Origin of the sequence: Enterococcus sp. 5H, assembly GCF_028128615.1 — a bacterium.
In the GTDB taxonomy this organism is placed as follows: domain Bacteria; phylum Bacillota; class Bacilli; order Lactobacillales; family Enterococcaceae; genus Enterococcus_L.
This window is the reverse complement of the sequence record NZ_AMDP01000019.1, coordinates 101,626-118,167: the sequence shown is the minus strand read 5'-3', so window position 1 is coordinate 118,167 and position 16,542 is coordinate 101,626. Positions and strand designations below refer to the sequence as shown.

General features: G+C 34.6%; 18 protein-coding genes. 1 reads left to right on the top strand and 17 read right to left on the bottom strand.

Translation table 11 applies throughout. From position 1 onward, the window contains the following. Positions 1-63 precede the first annotated feature (63 nt). The 7 genes from dhaM to C240_RS06605 form a co-directional block, all read right to left on the bottom strand. Complete coding sequence (dhaM, locus tag C240_RS06635; protein WP_271492961.1) at positions 64-432, bottom strand: dihydroxyacetone kinase phosphoryl donor subunit DhaM; 369 nt, start codon at positions 430-432, stop codon at positions 64-66. Further along, entirely contained in the window at positions 425-1,012 is a 588-nt protein-coding gene (gene dhaL / locus C240_RS06630) for a dihydroxyacetone kinase subunit DhaL (protein ID WP_271492958.1), read from the bottom strand. The genes dhaM and dhaL overlap by 8 nt, the downstream gene beginning before the upstream one ends. Positions 1,013-1,027: 15 nt before the next feature. Continuing rightward, positions 1,028-2,011, bottom strand: coding sequence for a dihydroxyacetone kinase subunit DhaK (gene dhaK, locus C240_RS06625; protein ID WP_271492955.1), 984 nt, complete (start codon positions 2,009-2,011; stop codon positions 1,028-1,030). Between the two features lie 266 nt (positions 2,012-2,277). Then, the gene (locus C240_RS06620) at positions 2,278-3,036 is read right to left on the bottom strand and encodes an ABC transporter permease (RefSeq protein ID WP_271492952.1); all 759 of its coding nucleotides are present in this window, start codon (positions 3,034-3,036) and stop codon (positions 2,278-2,280) included. Positions 3,037-3,049: 13 nt separating this feature from the next. Beyond that, entirely contained in the window at positions 3,050-3,916 is an 867-nt protein-coding gene (locus C240_RS06615; RefSeq protein WP_271492949.1) for an ABC transporter ATP-binding protein, read from the bottom strand. A 210-nt stretch (positions 3,917-4,126) separates the two neighbouring features. Continuing rightward, positions 4,127-6,259, bottom strand: a complete 2,133-nt coding sequence (locus C240_RS06610; RefSeq protein WP_271492946.1) for a hypothetical protein — start codon at positions 6,257-6,259, stop codon at positions 4,127-4,129. 237 nt (positions 6,260-6,496) lie between these two features. Continuing rightward, the gene (locus C240_RS06605; protein WP_271492943.1) at positions 6,497-7,075 is read right to left on the bottom strand and encodes a TMEM175 family protein; all 579 of its coding nucleotides are present in this window, start codon (positions 7,073-7,075) and stop codon (positions 6,497-6,499) included. 163 nt (positions 7,076-7,238) lie between these two features. Between C240_RS06605 and C240_RS06600 the strand changes: the two genes are divergently transcribed. Continuing rightward, entirely contained in the window at positions 7,239-7,436 is a 198-nt protein-coding gene (locus tag C240_RS06600; protein ID WP_271492940.1) for a hypothetical protein, read from the top strand. Positions 7,437-7,935: 499 nt separating this feature from the next. Here C240_RS06600 and C240_RS06595 read toward each other — a convergent pair whose 3' ends face one another. The 10 genes from C240_RS06595 to C240_RS06550 all read right to left on the bottom strand — a co-directional run bounded on the left by C240_RS06595 (position 7,936) and on the right by C240_RS06550 (position 16,356). Continuing rightward, positions 7,936-9,150, bottom strand: a complete 1,215-nt coding sequence (locus tag C240_RS06595; RefSeq protein WP_271492938.1) for a dicarboxylate/amino acid:cation symporter — start codon at positions 9,148-9,150, stop codon at positions 7,936-7,938. A gap of 207 nt (positions 9,151-9,357) precedes the next feature. Continuing rightward, a complete protein-coding gene (locus C240_RS06590; RefSeq protein WP_271492935.1) occupies positions 9,358-10,242 on the bottom strand; it encodes a LysM peptidoglycan-binding domain-containing protein in 885 nt (294 codons plus the stop codon). A 578-nt stretch (positions 10,243-10,820) separates the two neighbouring features. Next, positions 10,821-11,063 (bottom strand): hypothetical protein, encoded by a 243-nt coding sequence (locus tag C240_RS06585; RefSeq protein WP_271492932.1) that lies wholly within the window; start codon positions 11,061-11,063, stop codon positions 10,821-10,823. Between the two features lie 94 nt (positions 11,064-11,157). Beyond that, positions 11,158-11,559 carry a hypothetical protein gene (locus tag C240_RS06580; protein WP_271492929.1) on the bottom strand — a complete coding sequence of 134 codons (402 nt, stop codon included), beginning with the start codon at positions 11,557-11,559 and terminating at the stop codon, positions 11,158-11,160. 19 nt (positions 11,560-11,578) lie between these two features. Further along, entirely contained in the window at positions 11,579-12,106 is a 528-nt protein-coding gene (locus C240_RS06575; RefSeq protein WP_271492926.1) for an HdeD family acid-resistance protein, read from the bottom strand. Positions 12,107-12,269: 163 nt separating this feature from the next. Beyond that, positions 12,270-12,644: a DUF956 family protein gene (locus tag C240_RS06570; protein ID WP_271492924.1), complete on the bottom strand. Its 375-nt coding sequence runs from the start codon at positions 12,642-12,644 to the stop codon at positions 12,270-12,272. Between the two features lie 171 nt (positions 12,645-12,815). Then, complete coding sequence (locus C240_RS06565; protein WP_271492920.1) at positions 12,816-13,727, bottom strand: PTS system mannose/fructose/sorbose family transporter subunit IID; 912 nt, start codon at positions 13,725-13,727, stop codon at positions 12,816-12,818. 21 nt (positions 13,728-13,748) lie between these two features. Continuing rightward, on the bottom strand, positions 13,749-14,555 hold the full coding sequence (locus C240_RS06560; RefSeq protein WP_271492916.1) for a PTS mannose/fructose/sorbose transporter subunit IIC: 807 nt from the start codon (positions 14,553-14,555) through the stop codon (positions 13,749-13,751). 31 nt (positions 14,556-14,586) lie between these two features. Further along, positions 14,587-15,585 (bottom strand): mannose/fructose/sorbose PTS transporter subunit IIA, encoded by a 999-nt coding sequence (locus C240_RS06555; RefSeq protein WP_271492913.1) that lies wholly within the window; start codon positions 15,583-15,585, stop codon positions 14,587-14,589. Positions 15,586-15,864: 279 nt separating this feature from the next. Further along, positions 15,865-16,356, bottom strand: coding sequence for a mannose/fructose/sorbose PTS transporter subunit IIB (locus C240_RS06550; protein WP_271492910.1), 492 nt, complete (start codon positions 16,354-16,356; stop codon positions 15,865-15,867). Positions 16,357-16,542 lie beyond the last annotated feature (186 nt).

Below are 16,542 nucleotides of genomic sequence, written 5' to 3'. Positions count from 1 at the left end.
TTGTCACCATAAAAGGCCATACAATGCATTTAATACATCCTACGGCCTTTTTATTCTCTCGCTTTACTTTACCTTTAATGGGGTTAATTGTTCTTCAATTGCTGCTATTGGTGTTTCAACTTGCAATAAAGCGGCTGCTGTATAGGCACTCTCTACTAACGCTGTATCAAACAATCGTACATCTTTTTCAGTCATATCAATTGCTAATTCTAAGTTCATTTTAGCACTGCCTAAATCATAAAAAGCCAGCAATGTTTGCGCCGAATTTTGCTCAAATGCTTCCATGATTTTATCAAAAGATGTCCCGATTTCCCCTTGGTCTAAACCAGCAGCAACAGTGATCGGTACATCTTTTGCCACTTCTTTAATTAAACGACTAACACCTTCACCAATTTCTTTCACATGGGAAACAATCACAACTCCATTATTCATCGAAAACACCTGCTTCCAACAAAGCTTGGAAAAAGTACATACTGGACATTGCTCCTGGATCAATATGACCGACAGAGCGTTCTCCAAGATAAGATGCACGACCTTTCGTTGCTACAAGTCCTTTGGTTGCTTCTACAGCTGACTCAAGTTTCGCCTGTGTCAATGAACCTGTTTTAATTGCTTCAATTGCTGGTGCCCATTCATCCAACATCGTTTTTTCGCCTGGTTTACTATTTCCCCGTTTTTCAATACCGCCAAGCCCAGCTTCTAGAATCGGCAACGCTTCGGAAGTTGTCCCGGAAGCTTTCCCCATTTCCATCATTGCTGTTCCATAAAGCGGACCTGATGCACCGCCAACTTTGCTGATAAGTGCCATTGCCGTTAGTTTAAAAATATCTTGGATCGTTTCAGGATGTTTACTTGCTAAACTTTCAGTCACTGCATCCATTCCTCGTGACACGTTGTTTCCATGATCGCCATCACCAATCGGTGTATCTAATTCACTTAAATAGTCTTTGTTTTGGTCAATTTTTTCTTTAAATAATTGTAGCGCTTCAGTTAAATTCTCCACAGTAAACATTGCTTCTCCTCCTTATTACCAAGCTGGTGCTTCCACAGGTTCATTTAATGCATCAACCCAATCTGCTTCTACTTTCAGTAACGTTAGTGAAATTCCCGCCATTTCTAGAGACGTCATCAAGTTTCCTACTTTTGAAAAAGCAATTTCGATCCCTTCTGCTTTAAGTAAATTCACTGCATCATTATAAAAAATGTACTGTTCCATTAACGGTGTTCCGCCAAGCCCATTGACTAAAACAGCATAGCGTTCACCTTTTTCCCAGTGAAAACCTGCTTTTAATTTTGAGATTAATTCTTCAGCCATTTCCTTAGACGGCTTAATTTTTTCTCGTTTATACCCAGGCTCTCCGTGAATTCCTACACCAAACTCAATTTCATCATCTGCTAAAACAAAACCCGGTTTGCCAACTTCTGGAACAGTCGCACCTGTTAATGCTACGCCAATTGTTTTTAGATTTGCGACAACTTTTTCTCCAAGCGTAACTAACTCTTCCACCGTAGCACCTTTACGTGCTGCTGCTCCTAAAATCTTATGCACAAAAATGGTTCCTGCGACACCACGTTTTCCTTGCGTGTAGGTACTATTTTCAACAGCAATATCGTCATCAACAACAACTGTTCCAACTTTAATATCTTCCATTTCTGCTAAATCTTTTGCCATATCAAAATTCATAATATCACCGGAATAATTCTTCACAACTAGTAAGACACCTTGACCTTGATCAACTGCTTTAATACCTTCTAAAATTTGATCTGGTGTTGGCGAAGTAAAAACTTGACCGCAAACAGCTGCCTGCAACATTCCAGCTCCCACAAATCCAGCATGAGCAGGTTCATGACCGCTACCGCCGCCACTAAGTAAAGACACTTGTGAAGCTAACTTTTTTTGTTTCACAACAAAAGTTTCCGGTACTTGTTCAAGCGTTTCATGATGGGCTAAAGTAAATCCCTGTACCATTTCCGGTACGACATTTTGTGGTTGATTAATGATTTTTTTCATACTATCCCTCCTAATTGTATACGTTTACAATACTCGTTTATTTAAAAAGATGCAACGAACTAACAACTGATAAAAATAGTTAAAAAGTGAGTGGGACAAAACTAAAAATCAGTTTTGTTTCACTCACTAAATCCGAATAAACGGCGAGAAAAAGCAGCTCCTTCGGAAATAAGCCGAAATTCACAAAAATTTGAAGAACAATTTTCGTGAATCCCTTCTTATTTCTCGGAGCTAAACACTTTTGTCTCAGCCTCTATCATCATATTTTATAAATTTTGTTTTTCCAATGTTCTTAAAGAAATATAACCAAAAACCACAATTGAAACGATTGTGAGAAACAATTGAAAGATATAAATGCCTGTTGAACCAAAGTTAAAGGCAATTGACACAGTACTTAAAATCCCAGTAATAATACTATTTAAAATATTAAAACCAATAAACAGCAGAAATGAGAGATTTTTCCCTTTCATAATGATGCATGAAGTTGCAATAATCATCAACATATTTAAGTAACCAAGTAAGCCAGAGAAAATAGCTTTTCCTAGGGTCAAACCTGTAAAGTAAAAGACCGAAGCAAAACCTTCTACAAATTCATTCCAAGCACCTGACTGCATTAGTTTAATTAAACATAAAATAAAAGGAATCAAAGCAATCATCAGCATTAAAGCAATTGTGCAAATAAAAATCGCGCCAATTTTTGAGAAAAATAACTTTCTTCTGTTTACACCTGATGCTACCATCATCGCCATTACATTATTTTTATAATCCATTGAAATCATATGAAATGGATAAATATAAGCAAAAATAATATTGCCCCAAATAAGAATAAATAAAACAAATCCAAACGTCACAAACATTGATGCTGCAGCACTTGAATCATAATACGAATCTGTAAAATTAAAAATACTCAAAGCTACTAATGTTAAAATAATATTCACTACACCGATTACTCCGGCTGCAATTAAAAAGCTTTTATCTCGTAAAAATTTAAATAACTCCATTTTAAAAATCAATTTACCAGTCATTATTGTCTGCCCCCTAATTCAATTTCTCATCTAAAATTTTAACTTTAGATAGTTCAGAAATTTCAATTGATTCGTCTGTTAAACGTTGTTTTACAAGTCCCCAACGTTCATCCGAAATGTCCAGTTTAACACCGTTTTCATCATCTATTTGATAATAGTAATTTACTTCATCTAGTATTTCCTTCAAACGATCATTATTTGTCGTGTCGACACGGCGAATTTGTTTTTCTTTTTCCACATTAATATCAATCGTTTCATTAATACGACCGCGATCAATCACATACACGATATCACATAATGCTTCCAAATCATTTTGGACATGGCTTGAGATCAATAATGTTAATCCTTGTTCTGTCAGCTGCTTCAAATATTTTTTAAACCATTTTACTGTATCGATATCTAACCCTCTAAACGGTTCATCTAAAATTAAAATTTCTGGCGTGTGCATTAAAGCGATAAGTAAAATCAATTTCTTTTGCATTCCATATGAATAACTTTTAACTTTTTGATCTAAAACCGCGTATAAATCTAACTCTCTTGCAAGTTCTTTCGCTTTTTCTTCGTTAAAGCTACCACGCAATCCAGAAAAATATTCAATGTTAAACCAACCTGTACGATTTGTATAGACAGACATTCCATCTAACACAATTCCGACATTCAGCAGAACTTCGTTATGTCGTTTAACTGAAATATCATTGATTAAAACATCCCCTTGATAATCAGAGATGATATTAGTCATACACTTAAATAGTGTTGTTTTACCAGCACCATTGTGACCAACTAAACCATACGAAGTACCTTTTTCAAAATCTAATGAACGAATATTCAACACTTCTGCACGACCATAGCGCATAATTAGATCTCTTACTTTAATTTCCATAGTAAACTCCTTTTATTTTTTTATTATCCTCTTCAATAATACCAGCACCTTAAATAGTAAAAAGGACTAATAACAATAGTTTATCATGTTTCTTAATATATATGGGAAAATTTTCAAAATACAGACTAGCTTAAGGGTTACTTAAATGTTAGCTGCAAATAAAAAAGCAGATAAACGACAACTTTGCCGCACCTGCTTTAATTAGCTTTGTTACTGTTCCAATCTATCTTGTCTGGCAAGATAAATCTCCAAGTACTCACTTAAAAGCTTGTACCCTTCCATTTTTTGTTCTACTTCTTTGGGACAGTAAATCCATTTTCCCATAACTTTACGTTTCTGAGATAAAATGCTGATTTCTTCCAAAAAATCTTTCAAACCATCAATCAGTTGTTGACAGCTTAATTCATTACCTAACAAAATATCTTTTCTTTCTCGTTCAAAAACAGATGCCCAAAGATAAGGTAAAACTTCTATTTGTCGAATATTAGTATAAAAATCATCTTTCGACATCATTCCTTTGTGACCCAGTCCTCTTCCTTTTTGGAAATAAGAATGAATCTCCCATTCTAATTTTTTCAAGCGGCGTAATGATGCCCCTTGCATATCCTCATTTTGGTTGTAATTTTCCTCTACTGCCCAAGCTTTTTTTCCATCCTCCGCGGTCTGTGGATGTTTTTCTGAAACTCGATCAAGCATCTCTTCAATTGCCAATGTGACAGTTGGTCTTTCTTCTTCTGTTTCTGTTGTAGCTCGGATTGGTCTAGAAGCTTGTAAGAAAGTCTCCTTTGTAGGAAAATCTCTACTTGCTGTTATTGTCGGATTTGGTGGTGCTGTAGGTTTAACGACTGTTTCTTGTGATTCAACCATTTTATAATTCGAACGAGTCATTGGTACTGTCTCTTTAACAGCCACTGGTTCTTGTTCTTGTTTTTTTGGTACAGCTGATTGACGCATTTTTTGCTCTAATTCAGCGATTTTCTGATGAGCTTTAATTAACTGAACATCTACTTTGCTAACTGTTTGTGTCAATTTTTTGATTTCAGTAGCATTAAATCTTAACTGTTCTTGATCTTTTTGATGTGCTTCAAGCAAATTTTGTGTTGCTTTGCTCTTAGTTAATTTTACTACTGGGATTTTTTTCTTGGTTTCTTTAGTTTTTTCCAGTTCACTTTCAACAGATTCAAGCTTCAATGTTAGTTGATTGATGACTTGAGTTAATTTTACGGTTTCTGAAACTGTCTCTTGCAATTGACCTCGATCTTTCTCAATTCTTGCGATAGCTTCCAGATCTGGTTTTGTTTCATTTATATTTGTTTCAACGGCATTGAGCTTTTTATCAAATTGTTCCAGCTTTTCAGCAATAGATGTGACTTCTTCATTGGTCGTTGTAAGTTTATTCGCCAGTAAAGTTTGCTCCTGATTGACTTTTTTAGCAATTGAAAAATTTAATTTTGGTCTTTTCTCTGGTTTACTCTTCTCAACTTTTTCATTTAGGTTAGCTATTTGTTGATTAGAGTTAGTAATCTGTTTGTTTAGCGAATCTATATTTTTTAAAGCTTCTTCCAGACGTTCTTCCACAGTCGGACCCGAATCTACGCCTGTCCCAAGTACAATTTTAAACTTAGGCGGTTTTTTAGCTTTTGGCAGATTAGACAATTTTTCATCTATTTGTATTTTGAATTGAGAAAAACTTTCTGCTAATTGTTCAATTTTTTCATTAGCAGTTTGGATTTTTTGAGCATTTTCAGCTTCTTGGGCTTGTTTAGCTGCTGCTTTGCTCTGAACAACTTTAACAACAGGTGGTGTTTTTTTCCCTTTTACCGCTTGAACTTCTTGGTAGATATCATTTAGATTTTCACTAAATTGATTCATCATCTCTGTTAAAAGCAATACTTCTCCGTTTGTTTCTTGAAGCCCTCTTGCCATATCAAAGGAAGCATCATTTGAAAAATGGGATATATGCTCTAATGGTAACTCCGACACCTCTAGTCCGCTAATCCAAGTCCGTAAGTCACTGATTTGTAATTTACTAAGTGGATGTGCCAAAGCAAGGAATAATGTGATATAAACTGCTTTTTGAGTCACACGTAAATAGACATTCCTAACAATACAATCCTCAAATTCATGATTAAATTGTTCTGGAAGGTCCACCAAAAGCTCTTCAAATTGTTCTGGCTGCTCATAATCTTCAGATAGTTCAAATTTTCTTAGTAAATAAACAGAGTACTGGCTTAAAACATCTTCAGAATAAAGTTCTTCTCCTAGTCTGCTTTCATCCATTTCCTTTCTAAAGAAAACTTTTTTACTCGCTATTATATTTTTTGTAAGATTCAACTTATCCATATACTTTAACTGCCCCTTTTTACTTGTATCTTACCTTTTTATTTAGAAAACTCCATTTTAAACAATCATTATCCATTCTACACTAAAACAAACTAGAGTTTCTTTCATAAAATGATTAAATATATAAAAAAATTGATAATATCAGCGAAAAAATATTTGCTAAGAATTGAAATTAACCTATTTTTAATTTTTTTTACAAAAAAATAAAAAGAAGAACTAAACTAGCCCTCCTTTTATTTACTCTTTATATTGTTCTTCGATTCGCTGATCTGGAATAATCCACATGATTAAAATACCAATATTTACAATTAAAACTAAGTACGGATGAATCAAATATCCAAGTACTAGTCCCAAAATATTTAGAAAAATTGATAGGTAGGACTTATTGTACCGATGAAAAAGTTCATTTAAAGTCGATTCTTTCCCGTTTGCACGTATTAACTCTTTTGTTAATAGTAAATAGGCAATATTGGCAAGCAACGTCATGACACCATATGTCAACTGTGGAATTAAGCTATCAATAAAATCACCAACCCAAGCTGTAGCAAATGGCACTAACGTTAATGTAAAAATAAAAAAATTATTTGCCCATAAAACACGTCCGTTGATTCTATCAACTAGTTGAAACATATGATGATGATTATTCCAATAAATCGCCAGCATAACAAAACTGACAATATAGATAAATAATTTATGTTCAATTGCTCCTAAGCCAGCTAATGTATCTGTTTTAGGTTGATGTAACTCTAATACTAAAACGGTCATCACAATGGCAATGATTGCATCTGTAAAAGCTTCAAGTCTAGATTTTGACATAGTCCCCATCCTCTCAATGTTATTTTACGTTCTTTTTAGCCAAATGCAATGAATATGCCCGTCTTAAGGATGATGGAAAATCAGCCTCAAGGTGGATTCTTCCAGTAAAAATTCTTGCTATACTCTATTCATAGAGAACAAGAAAAAAATGGAGGGTTTAAAAATGAGACAACAGTCAATGGTAATGAATATATTAATGGTAATTGGGTTATTTTTTGTAGGTAGTATTATTTTAAGTATCGTACTTGGGATTCTCGGTGGTCTTTTGTGGTTTGCGATCAAAATTTTGATACCTGTTGCAATCGCTGTTTGGCTGGTTCGTATGATTTCAGGACCTTCAAATCGTCGTAGATATTATTAATTCAGTATTTTTGCTCACCAAGACATGTCCTTTTCAAGATTTTCCTTTTTTATACTTAGACGTGAAAAAATTCGTGTTAAACTACAATTTTTTATTATAATAAAATAGAAAAGAGAGCTATGCGCTAACATACCTCTCTTTTGTAGACCGTTTAAGACGGTGACTTAGTTTAATTACTTATAAAAAATAACCGAACTAGCCAAAGTTGACGGTTATTTTTTTGTCGTTTTTAAACATATCTACAATCAGTTTAGTCAATGTTTTGGGAAATCTAATATTTAAAAAAACCGAAATACTATTTTGTATCTTTTTTATTTTCGTTAATTTTGATAGTAACTTTTGACAACCTGATATCCTGATTCTAGCTACTCGATTATATTCGATCGATACTTATAAGTTTTGATAGTTTGAAATATGTAAAAAAATTGCTAACGAATATATAACAACTTTTTTACTATTAAACAACCAATTTATTCTCAGGTATCGAATCACTTAGACTTTAGTCAGCCCTTAGAATATCGTAGTTTATTTCTCCTTCAGATTTCGCAACTACCAGAGCTGTACTTGTATCCCCCATTACATTTAACAGTGTTCGAAACATCCCTGAAAACCAATCTATACCAGCTAATAAAGCTACACTTTCTAAGGGGAAACCTAATGCTGGAACAACTACTGTTAGAGCAACTAACCCTCCCCCTGGAACAACTACTGTTCCTAATGTCGCTAATGTACATAATAAGATAGATTGAATAATCGTTGCGAAGCTAGTTTCAACATTATAAATCTGAGAGAAAGTAATACTTGAAATAGAGAGAAACATCGCTAATCCGTTACTATTTAGCGCTAATCCTAACGGTAAAACTAAATCTGTAACCTTTTCTGATATTCCTAAATTCCTCTTCGCATTGTCCATTGCGACAGGCAATGTAATTGCAGAACTTGTTGTTGTGAATGCAACTAGCATAACATTCCAACTTTTTTTGACCAATTCAAATACACTTATTTTTGTATAAATTGAAACAACAATAAACCACAGTAATAAAAATAATAGTGAAGCAATTCCAAATGTTAATAAGAACTTAGTTAATGGTATTAGTACCTCTATACCAATCTCTCCAGTAACACCAGCCATTAATGCAAAAATCCCTATAGGAGCTAATTTCATAACTAATGTCACCAATTGAATGATTACCTGGTTCAATTCATCAATGAACTTAACCACCGTTTGAATTGTTTCTCGTTTCTTATTCGTACTGATTGCTAACCCAAATAAAATAGAAAAAAGAATTACTTGAATCATATTTCCTTCAGCCATCGATCCAACAATATTTGTGGGGAAAAATTCTAGCAACATATCACTCCAAGAAGAATTAGCTACAGAGTTAATAGTTTCATTCGGAATTGGGATATTAAGATTTAAACCTGGCTTAATCCATAAGGCAAATCCTACTCCAAAAAATGCTGCTATAACCGAGGAAACAAGAAATAATGAAAATGTTTTTGTCCCTAATTTTCCTAAATCTTTGGGATTTAAATTCCCCACCGCTTTAATAACTGCCGTCATTATAAGTAAGATTATAGGCATTTGAATCAGACGCAAAAAGATATCTCCTATAATTTTTACTTCTGTTATGTTTTCACCAAATAGAACACCAATAAATATACCTAAGATAGTTGCTAACATAATTTGATTTGTCATTGAAATTTTTCTCACTTGCTTTTCGCCTCCCTTTTACCTATTCATTTCTTATTTTTCATTTTACCATACTTGATTATAATAACTTACTAATTATAGATAATTAATATTACTACGTTATATTATGTTATTTTTGTAGTGTTCTTCCTTGTTATGCACCTAAAACGAATGTTTTTGGAATAAGAAAAAAAGGAACTGATTTAAGTATCAATTCCTTCATTAACGTTATGGTTTTAAAACCCAGTACCCTGGGATAACTTGTTCTGGTTTGTCAACAATCCATGTTTTGATTTCTTCGTAACTACCTTGATCTTCAGTATGTGTTACAGCTGGGTAGGTAACATCTCCCATATATTCTTGACCCGTAATGGTATATGGAATCCCATTATCCAACAAATATTGTTCGTACTCCATATACGCTTGCACACCAGGATCTGAAAGAAAATCTGGTGAACCTGGTCTACTATTTATTGTAAATGTAGTGCCATCACTAAAAGAGATTATTACATGGCTCCATTCTGAGGCAGTCCGCTCTGGTTCGTCAACAATCGTGACAATATTAGGTACCCAAACTGTTTCGTATTCCCAGTGACCTTCATCTGGAATAACTTGTTCTGCTACCCAACTATATTGGTTCGAATCCGTTGGAGTAGCGGGTGCTTCTGTAACTGGATTGGTTGAATTTACTGGGGTATTAGGTGTTCCTGCAGCCTCGTTCCTCACAATAGGTTCTCCAACATTTTTTGAAGGATCTACTTTATTCGCATCTGTAATGGTTGTTTCATTTATGATTGATCCATCTGCTTCTGCAACAGTCACTTTTTCCCCCCTGAAGTATATTATTCTTCCTACAGGAAGTTGATACTGCTCTCCTGATAATAAATTGATGTTGTTGATTTCAGCAATTGTCGAAACCGTCAAATTAATACGTTGGGAAATCGCCCATAAAGTATCTCCCGAAACCATAGTGTAGCTAGATTGATCACTCGTAATATTAATACTTTCCGGATTATTGGCCCTCCATTCGTCAGCATGAGCTGTAGCCGCACCTCCAACAAATAAAACGACTAACGTTGACAACGCACTGATCCCTAATAACATTTTTTTCATACTTATCTCCTCTTTCTTTTTAAGTTTTTTTATCATTTCAGTCTCTCCGTTATGTACTTTTTTGTCGGGTAATTTTCTTTTTTATATCTTGTATATATCTTTGTTATATCTTTATTATATCGTTAAGATCCTCGTTTGTTTTTCTATAGTCTGTCCAGAGAACAGACAAATTATACAATTACAGTCCAGCAAAACGTCCCTCCCTATGAAGACGTGCTTGTACACACCTACTACCATTGTCAGAAAGAATATCATACTATTTTTTAAATACACTAGCCAGATTTTTTCTTACATGCTTTATGTTGCTATTAAATGAACACGGTCTTCTTTGGGTCCAATAACTTAGAATGATACAAAAATGGTATTTTACCTACACAAAATGGTTTTCTCCTTTTCTTATTTTAAGAAAAGTATAGTAAAACAAAGGAACCCACACAATTCTATTCTTACTCAACATCTATAATAGTGGATTTTTCAGCCATAATTCACAACAAAAAAGTGATCTCTGTTCAGCTACTCAAGATCACTTTTGACCATTCTTAAATTTTGCATAGAAAGGATAAAATAAAAAGATCGTTCTATTCTCTCTCCTCTTTCATCCCATTCATATTCATAACTTTCGTTATTAACAAAATAGGAAAATTCGCTAGAAACATATCTAAACCACTTCGTCTCAAAAGTGTGTCTAGCTCATACTCATTACCTTCTGTAACAAAGTATAGGTAGTGAGTATTTTTGACAAAATCTTCAATCAATCGCAATGCTGAAATATTTCTATAAATGAATTTGTCTTGATCTTCATCGTAACCTTTAGACATCATAATACTTTTTCCATTTTTTGTTGTTTTAAGAATTAAGTAAATAAAAAAGAGGATCACCTTTTGGGTCATCCTCTGTTTAATTTAACTAAATCAACTAGCCTAACTCATCTGTTTTTTTAACAATTTTTTTGATTTCATGAATAGCTTTCTTTTGTTCTAGATAGCTTTTGACTTTATTTTCGTCACCATCAATTTTTCCTAATGTTGTATCTAATTTTGCAATTTCTTCGTTGATTTGATAAACGAGTGATGCTTGATCGTCCATCCAATTCTCAACATCTGCTACTGCTTCATCGTGTGCTTTTTGCTCAGTTTGTTCGATTTTATTTTCTTTACGGATAATGGATTTTACTTCATGCAAAGCTTTTTCTTGTTCGTAGAAGTGTTTGATTTTACTGTCTGTATCCTCCATCTTTTCAAGAGTAACATCCAATTTTTCCATTTCTTTCCCAATTTTTTCTACTAATTTTGCTTCTTTTTTTGCGTAATCTGTCATAGCTTATTCCTCCTTAATCTTATCTAAATGCATAAACAATATGCGTGATACCAAAAAGCATGAAATAAAAACCAACTAGAAAACTTAATGTTAATGCAGAAGATAGTGGATTAAATAAAAGTATGACACCTAAAATAATCCCCAATACATCAACAATTGCTGTAAACCAGAAGTACCCTGTACCAACTGATTTAGCTAAATCTAAAGCAAACAAACCAAATACTGAATCTAAAATAAACCAAATCGCAAAGATAAATGGTAGAGCTGCTACACCAACATTTAGGTTAAATAAGAAATAAATCCCGATAATAATATCAATTACCCCTAAAACAATTGGTCCATAAGATTTATATCCAGTCAATTCTTTCATTCTATTACGTGCAAAGATTTCAAAAATTCCTTTCAAAATCGCAAAAACAGCAAAAACCATTACAATCGCAATTAAATTACCAGCTGGATCTTGGAATGATATTAAGGCTGTTAATACAAATAAAATTCCTAAAAGTAAAGAACCCCAATCGACACCATTTCTTTTTGCTTCATTCATAATTTACCCACTTCTTTCTTAATAAATTCCCTTATGATTTTATGGTACTCCTAAAAATTGTTTCAGTCAAAAATATGCATCGCTACAAAAAATTATAAGGAAATAAATACAAAAAACAGAATAATACGAATTAGATATTACTCTGTTAAAAAATTATGCAGTTCTATTTTTTCTTGCCAATTGATTTAAATGCTCGTTTAATCACATCAAAAAAGCCTAACGACTGGACCATACGATCCGGTTCTACATATTCTTGAATTGCCCGTAAAACTTTTTTAGGTTCTTTTGAAGCAAATGTAAACGTCCCGTTTTTCTTTGTTTGCACTGCGTAACGAGGAATCCATTTCCCTTTAAACATCACAGAAGCGATAATATAATCTACTTCTTCCCACGGAATTTGTATATACTTTCGAGAATCACGAGAGTTATAAAATTCAAAACCTAGATCCCCAATCATAATTTGTCCGTAATCTGTAAGCCCTGTAAAAGCAGTGGCATCTATTACTAAGTCTACTTTTGTATTCAGTGATTGAACCATCGCGTGTGCTCCATTTCCATTATTCTATCTTACTCAATTATACGTTTCTTCTTAGGATTAAGCTATAAAAAAGGTGCTGAGACAAAACTAAGAATAGTTTTATCCCAAGCACCAAATCAGAGTCGACATCAGGATAGAAGTGATCTCTCTTCTAATTTTAATATGAATAAATTATAACAATCCAATTACGTGACCAAGTACACCGACTACGAATAAGCCAAGGATGATAACGATTGGAGAAACTTTTTTCTTCAATAACCACATACATAAGAAAGTAAGTAGCAACGCTGCTAATCCAGGGATCAATTGATCCAAGTTATCTTGTAATGTTGTGACTTTATCAGATGAAAGTGCCATACCAGAGTTAACTTGTTCGAAGGCTTTTTGCATACCTTCGCCGCCGCTTGGTAATTTATCCCATTCAATATAAGCGCCTTTGTCTAATTTAACCGTTGAAACGACTGGCAGGAACTTGATGGATACCCACCGCTGAACGAGGGCTGCCAGTACGAACATCCCAAGAATTGATGCACCTTTTGTAACATCTTGCAACAAACCGCCTGAAAGGTCATCGGTAATTTTAGATCCAGCTTTGTAACCGAATTCTTGTGTATACCACATAAATGACCAACGGATAATATTCCAAGCTAAGAAGAAAATAATTGGACCAAGGATATTTCCGCCAATCGCTAGAGAAGCACCTAATGCTCCTAACATTGGACGAATTGTAAACCAGAATACTGGATCACCAACACCGGCTAATGGACCCATCATCCCAACTTTAACCCCTTGAATTGCTACATCATCAACAGGTGCGCCATTCGCACGTTCTTCTTCCAACGCTAATGTTACACCAAGGATTGGTGAAGCAATATATGGATGTGTATTAAAGAATTCTAAGTGACGTTTTAACGCCGCAGAACGATCTTCTTTTGATTTATATAATTTCTTGATCGCTGGGATCATTGAAAATGCCCAACCACCATTTTGCATACGTTCGTAATTCCAAGATCCCTGAATGAATGTAGAGCGCCATGCAACGGCTAAACGATCTTTTTTTGATAATTCAATTTTTTCTGCCATTTCTCTTCTCCTCCTTCAGGATTAATAATCGTTTAAGATATCGCCAAGCGGATCACCAGTTGATGAAGAACCGCCTCCGCCATTTGAAGAACCGCCCATTTTTGAAAGGTTCAAGTAAATTAATGCTAGTGCGACACCTAAAGCACCTAGTGCGATTAAAGTTAATTGAGAAATCGCAGCTACAACGAAACCAATAACGAAGAATGGCCATACTTCTTTTGTTGCCATCATGTTGATTACTAATGCGTAACCTACGGCAACAACCATTCCTCCACCAATAGCCATTCCTTCAGTTAACCAAGCAGGCATTGATTCTAATGCTGATTGAACTGTTTCTGCTGGAATGAATAAAAGTGCTGCTGCTGGAATTGCAATACGGATACCTTGCATACATACCGCTAAGATATGCAATGCTTCGATTTTTCTAATGTCGCCTTTTTCAGCTGCTGCATCCATCATATGAACGATTGGTACAGCTAATGTACGAACGATCATTGTTAAGAATAAACCTGCAACTGCAAGTGGCACAGCAATCGCGATTGCTGATGGAACACCTTTAACACCTTGACCACCTAAAACTAAAATAATTGCTGATGCAACGGATGCTAATGCAGCATCTGGTGCTACGGCTGCGCCGATATTCGCCCAACCAAGTGCGATCATTTGTAATGTTCCGCCAAGCACGATGCCGGCTTCCAAATTCCCTGTAACTAAACCGATCAATGTACACGCTACTAGTGGTTGATGGAACTGGAATTCATCTAAAATCCCTTCCATACCAGCTAGAAAGGCAACAAAAATTACTAAAATAATTGATATTATAGACATGATAAGCCTCCTATTTTAAGTTGATTTTTTATTATTTTGAGTGTGCTTGTGCTAACTCATGTTTTGCTTTTTTAAGGATGTCATCCATATGAGCTTTAGAATCATTCGGTACTTTACGTACATCGAACTTAACTCCCATACTTTCCAATTTTTCAAAAGCGTCAACGTCTTCTTGTCCCATAGATAAAACTTTACTTACTACTACTTTACCCACAGAGTGAGCCATTGAACCAACGTTAACTTCTTTGATATCAACGCCGCCTTCTACTGCTTTTACAACATCTTCAGGATTTTCAAACAATAATAATGCTTTTGTATTCCCGAAACGTGGGTCTTTGGCAATTTCAATCATTTTACTAATTGGAATAACGTTCGCTTTTACCCCTGGAGGAGCTGCTTGTTCGATTAATTTTTTACGTAACTCATCTTTGGAAACTGCATCTGAAACAACAATAATACGATTTGGTAAAACTGATTTTGTCCATGCTGTCGCTACTTGACCATGCAATAGGCGAGAGTCTACACGAGCTAAAACATATTTGATTTTACCATCGCCAACGACAGTACCTTCAGGTAATGCCCCTTTTGGTTGCGAATCTTCAGCAGCTGGTTTTGTTGCTTCTGCCGGTTCAAGTTCTTCCGGTCTGATTCTGACACCTTCTTTAGCTGTCTCTAAAACATGTGCTGCAATTTCTTGCGCAGAGTTCATTGAGAAACGTGAAGCATAAGCTTCAATCAACATTGGCAAGTTCAAACCACTGACGATAGCCCACTTGTCTTTGTGATCTTCAAAAAGTGTATTGGCTTGATTAAATGGTGTTCCTCCCCAAAGATCGACTAAAAATAGTACTTCGTCTTCTTCGTCAAATGTTGCGATTGCCTGATTTAATTTTGCTTTTAAATCGTCCGGACCTTCGCTAGGCATCAATACAACTGCTTGTACTTTTTCCTGTTCACCAAAAATCATGGAACCGGATTGTAAAATGCCTTGAGCAAATTCTCCATGGCTAGCAAGAATAATTCCTACCATAATTTGATACCTCCTATAATTTATAGATACTTTTTAGATACTTGATTATTTCCACCTGAATAGCTGCTTCCACCAATTAAAAACGAATTACTTACATAAAAATTAAAATAAAAAAATGCATGACTCATTTGTTGTTTTCAACTACTTTTCTTGCGCTACCCTTAGGTTTGATTAATCAGTTACTACACATGATTAATGTCACTGCGTTTTTTCTATACCATCACCCCTTCCAATATACTGATAAATCTGTATCTATATAGAACCTGCAAAAGAAAACGATTAAGCTAATTGTTCCTTTTTCAGTAATTCCATCAAATCTACTTGGTTATCTGCAACCACTTTTCGAATTTCTAACTTAATTCCTTGTTCATGCAAATACTTAAACGCATTAATATCTTGTTCATTAACCGCTACTGCATTCGTAATCATTCGTTTACCACCAGTAAAGCTCATTCCGCCAATATTAACAGAATTGAATTTAACATTCCCAGCTACTACTCGTTTTACATCTTCCGGATTTGTGAAAAGCAGCATCGCTTTGACTCCATCGAAACGCTCATCAGCAAAAATAGTAATCATTTTTTCAACAGTAATAACATTGACTTTTACACCTGGCGGGGCCGCCTGCACTAGTAAAGCTTTTCTTAATGTATCGTGAGCTACTGCATCGCTAATCACTAAGATCCGATTTACATTTGTACTTTTGGTCCAAACGGTTGCAACTTGTCCATGTATTAAACGATCATCAATCCGAACTAAACGAATGTCCATTTTTCACTGGTCCTTTCCAAATTCCACACTTACTGCTGTAAAGAAAATTACTGATTCCATTTATCAGGTTAAATTACGTCGTGTTACTAAAATACTACGCTTAGTTAAATATTGCCAAAATAACGACTAATAAAATTTGCCTCACTATGATTATTAAAGCAAGTTTCGTGCCAACTTTAGTGTATT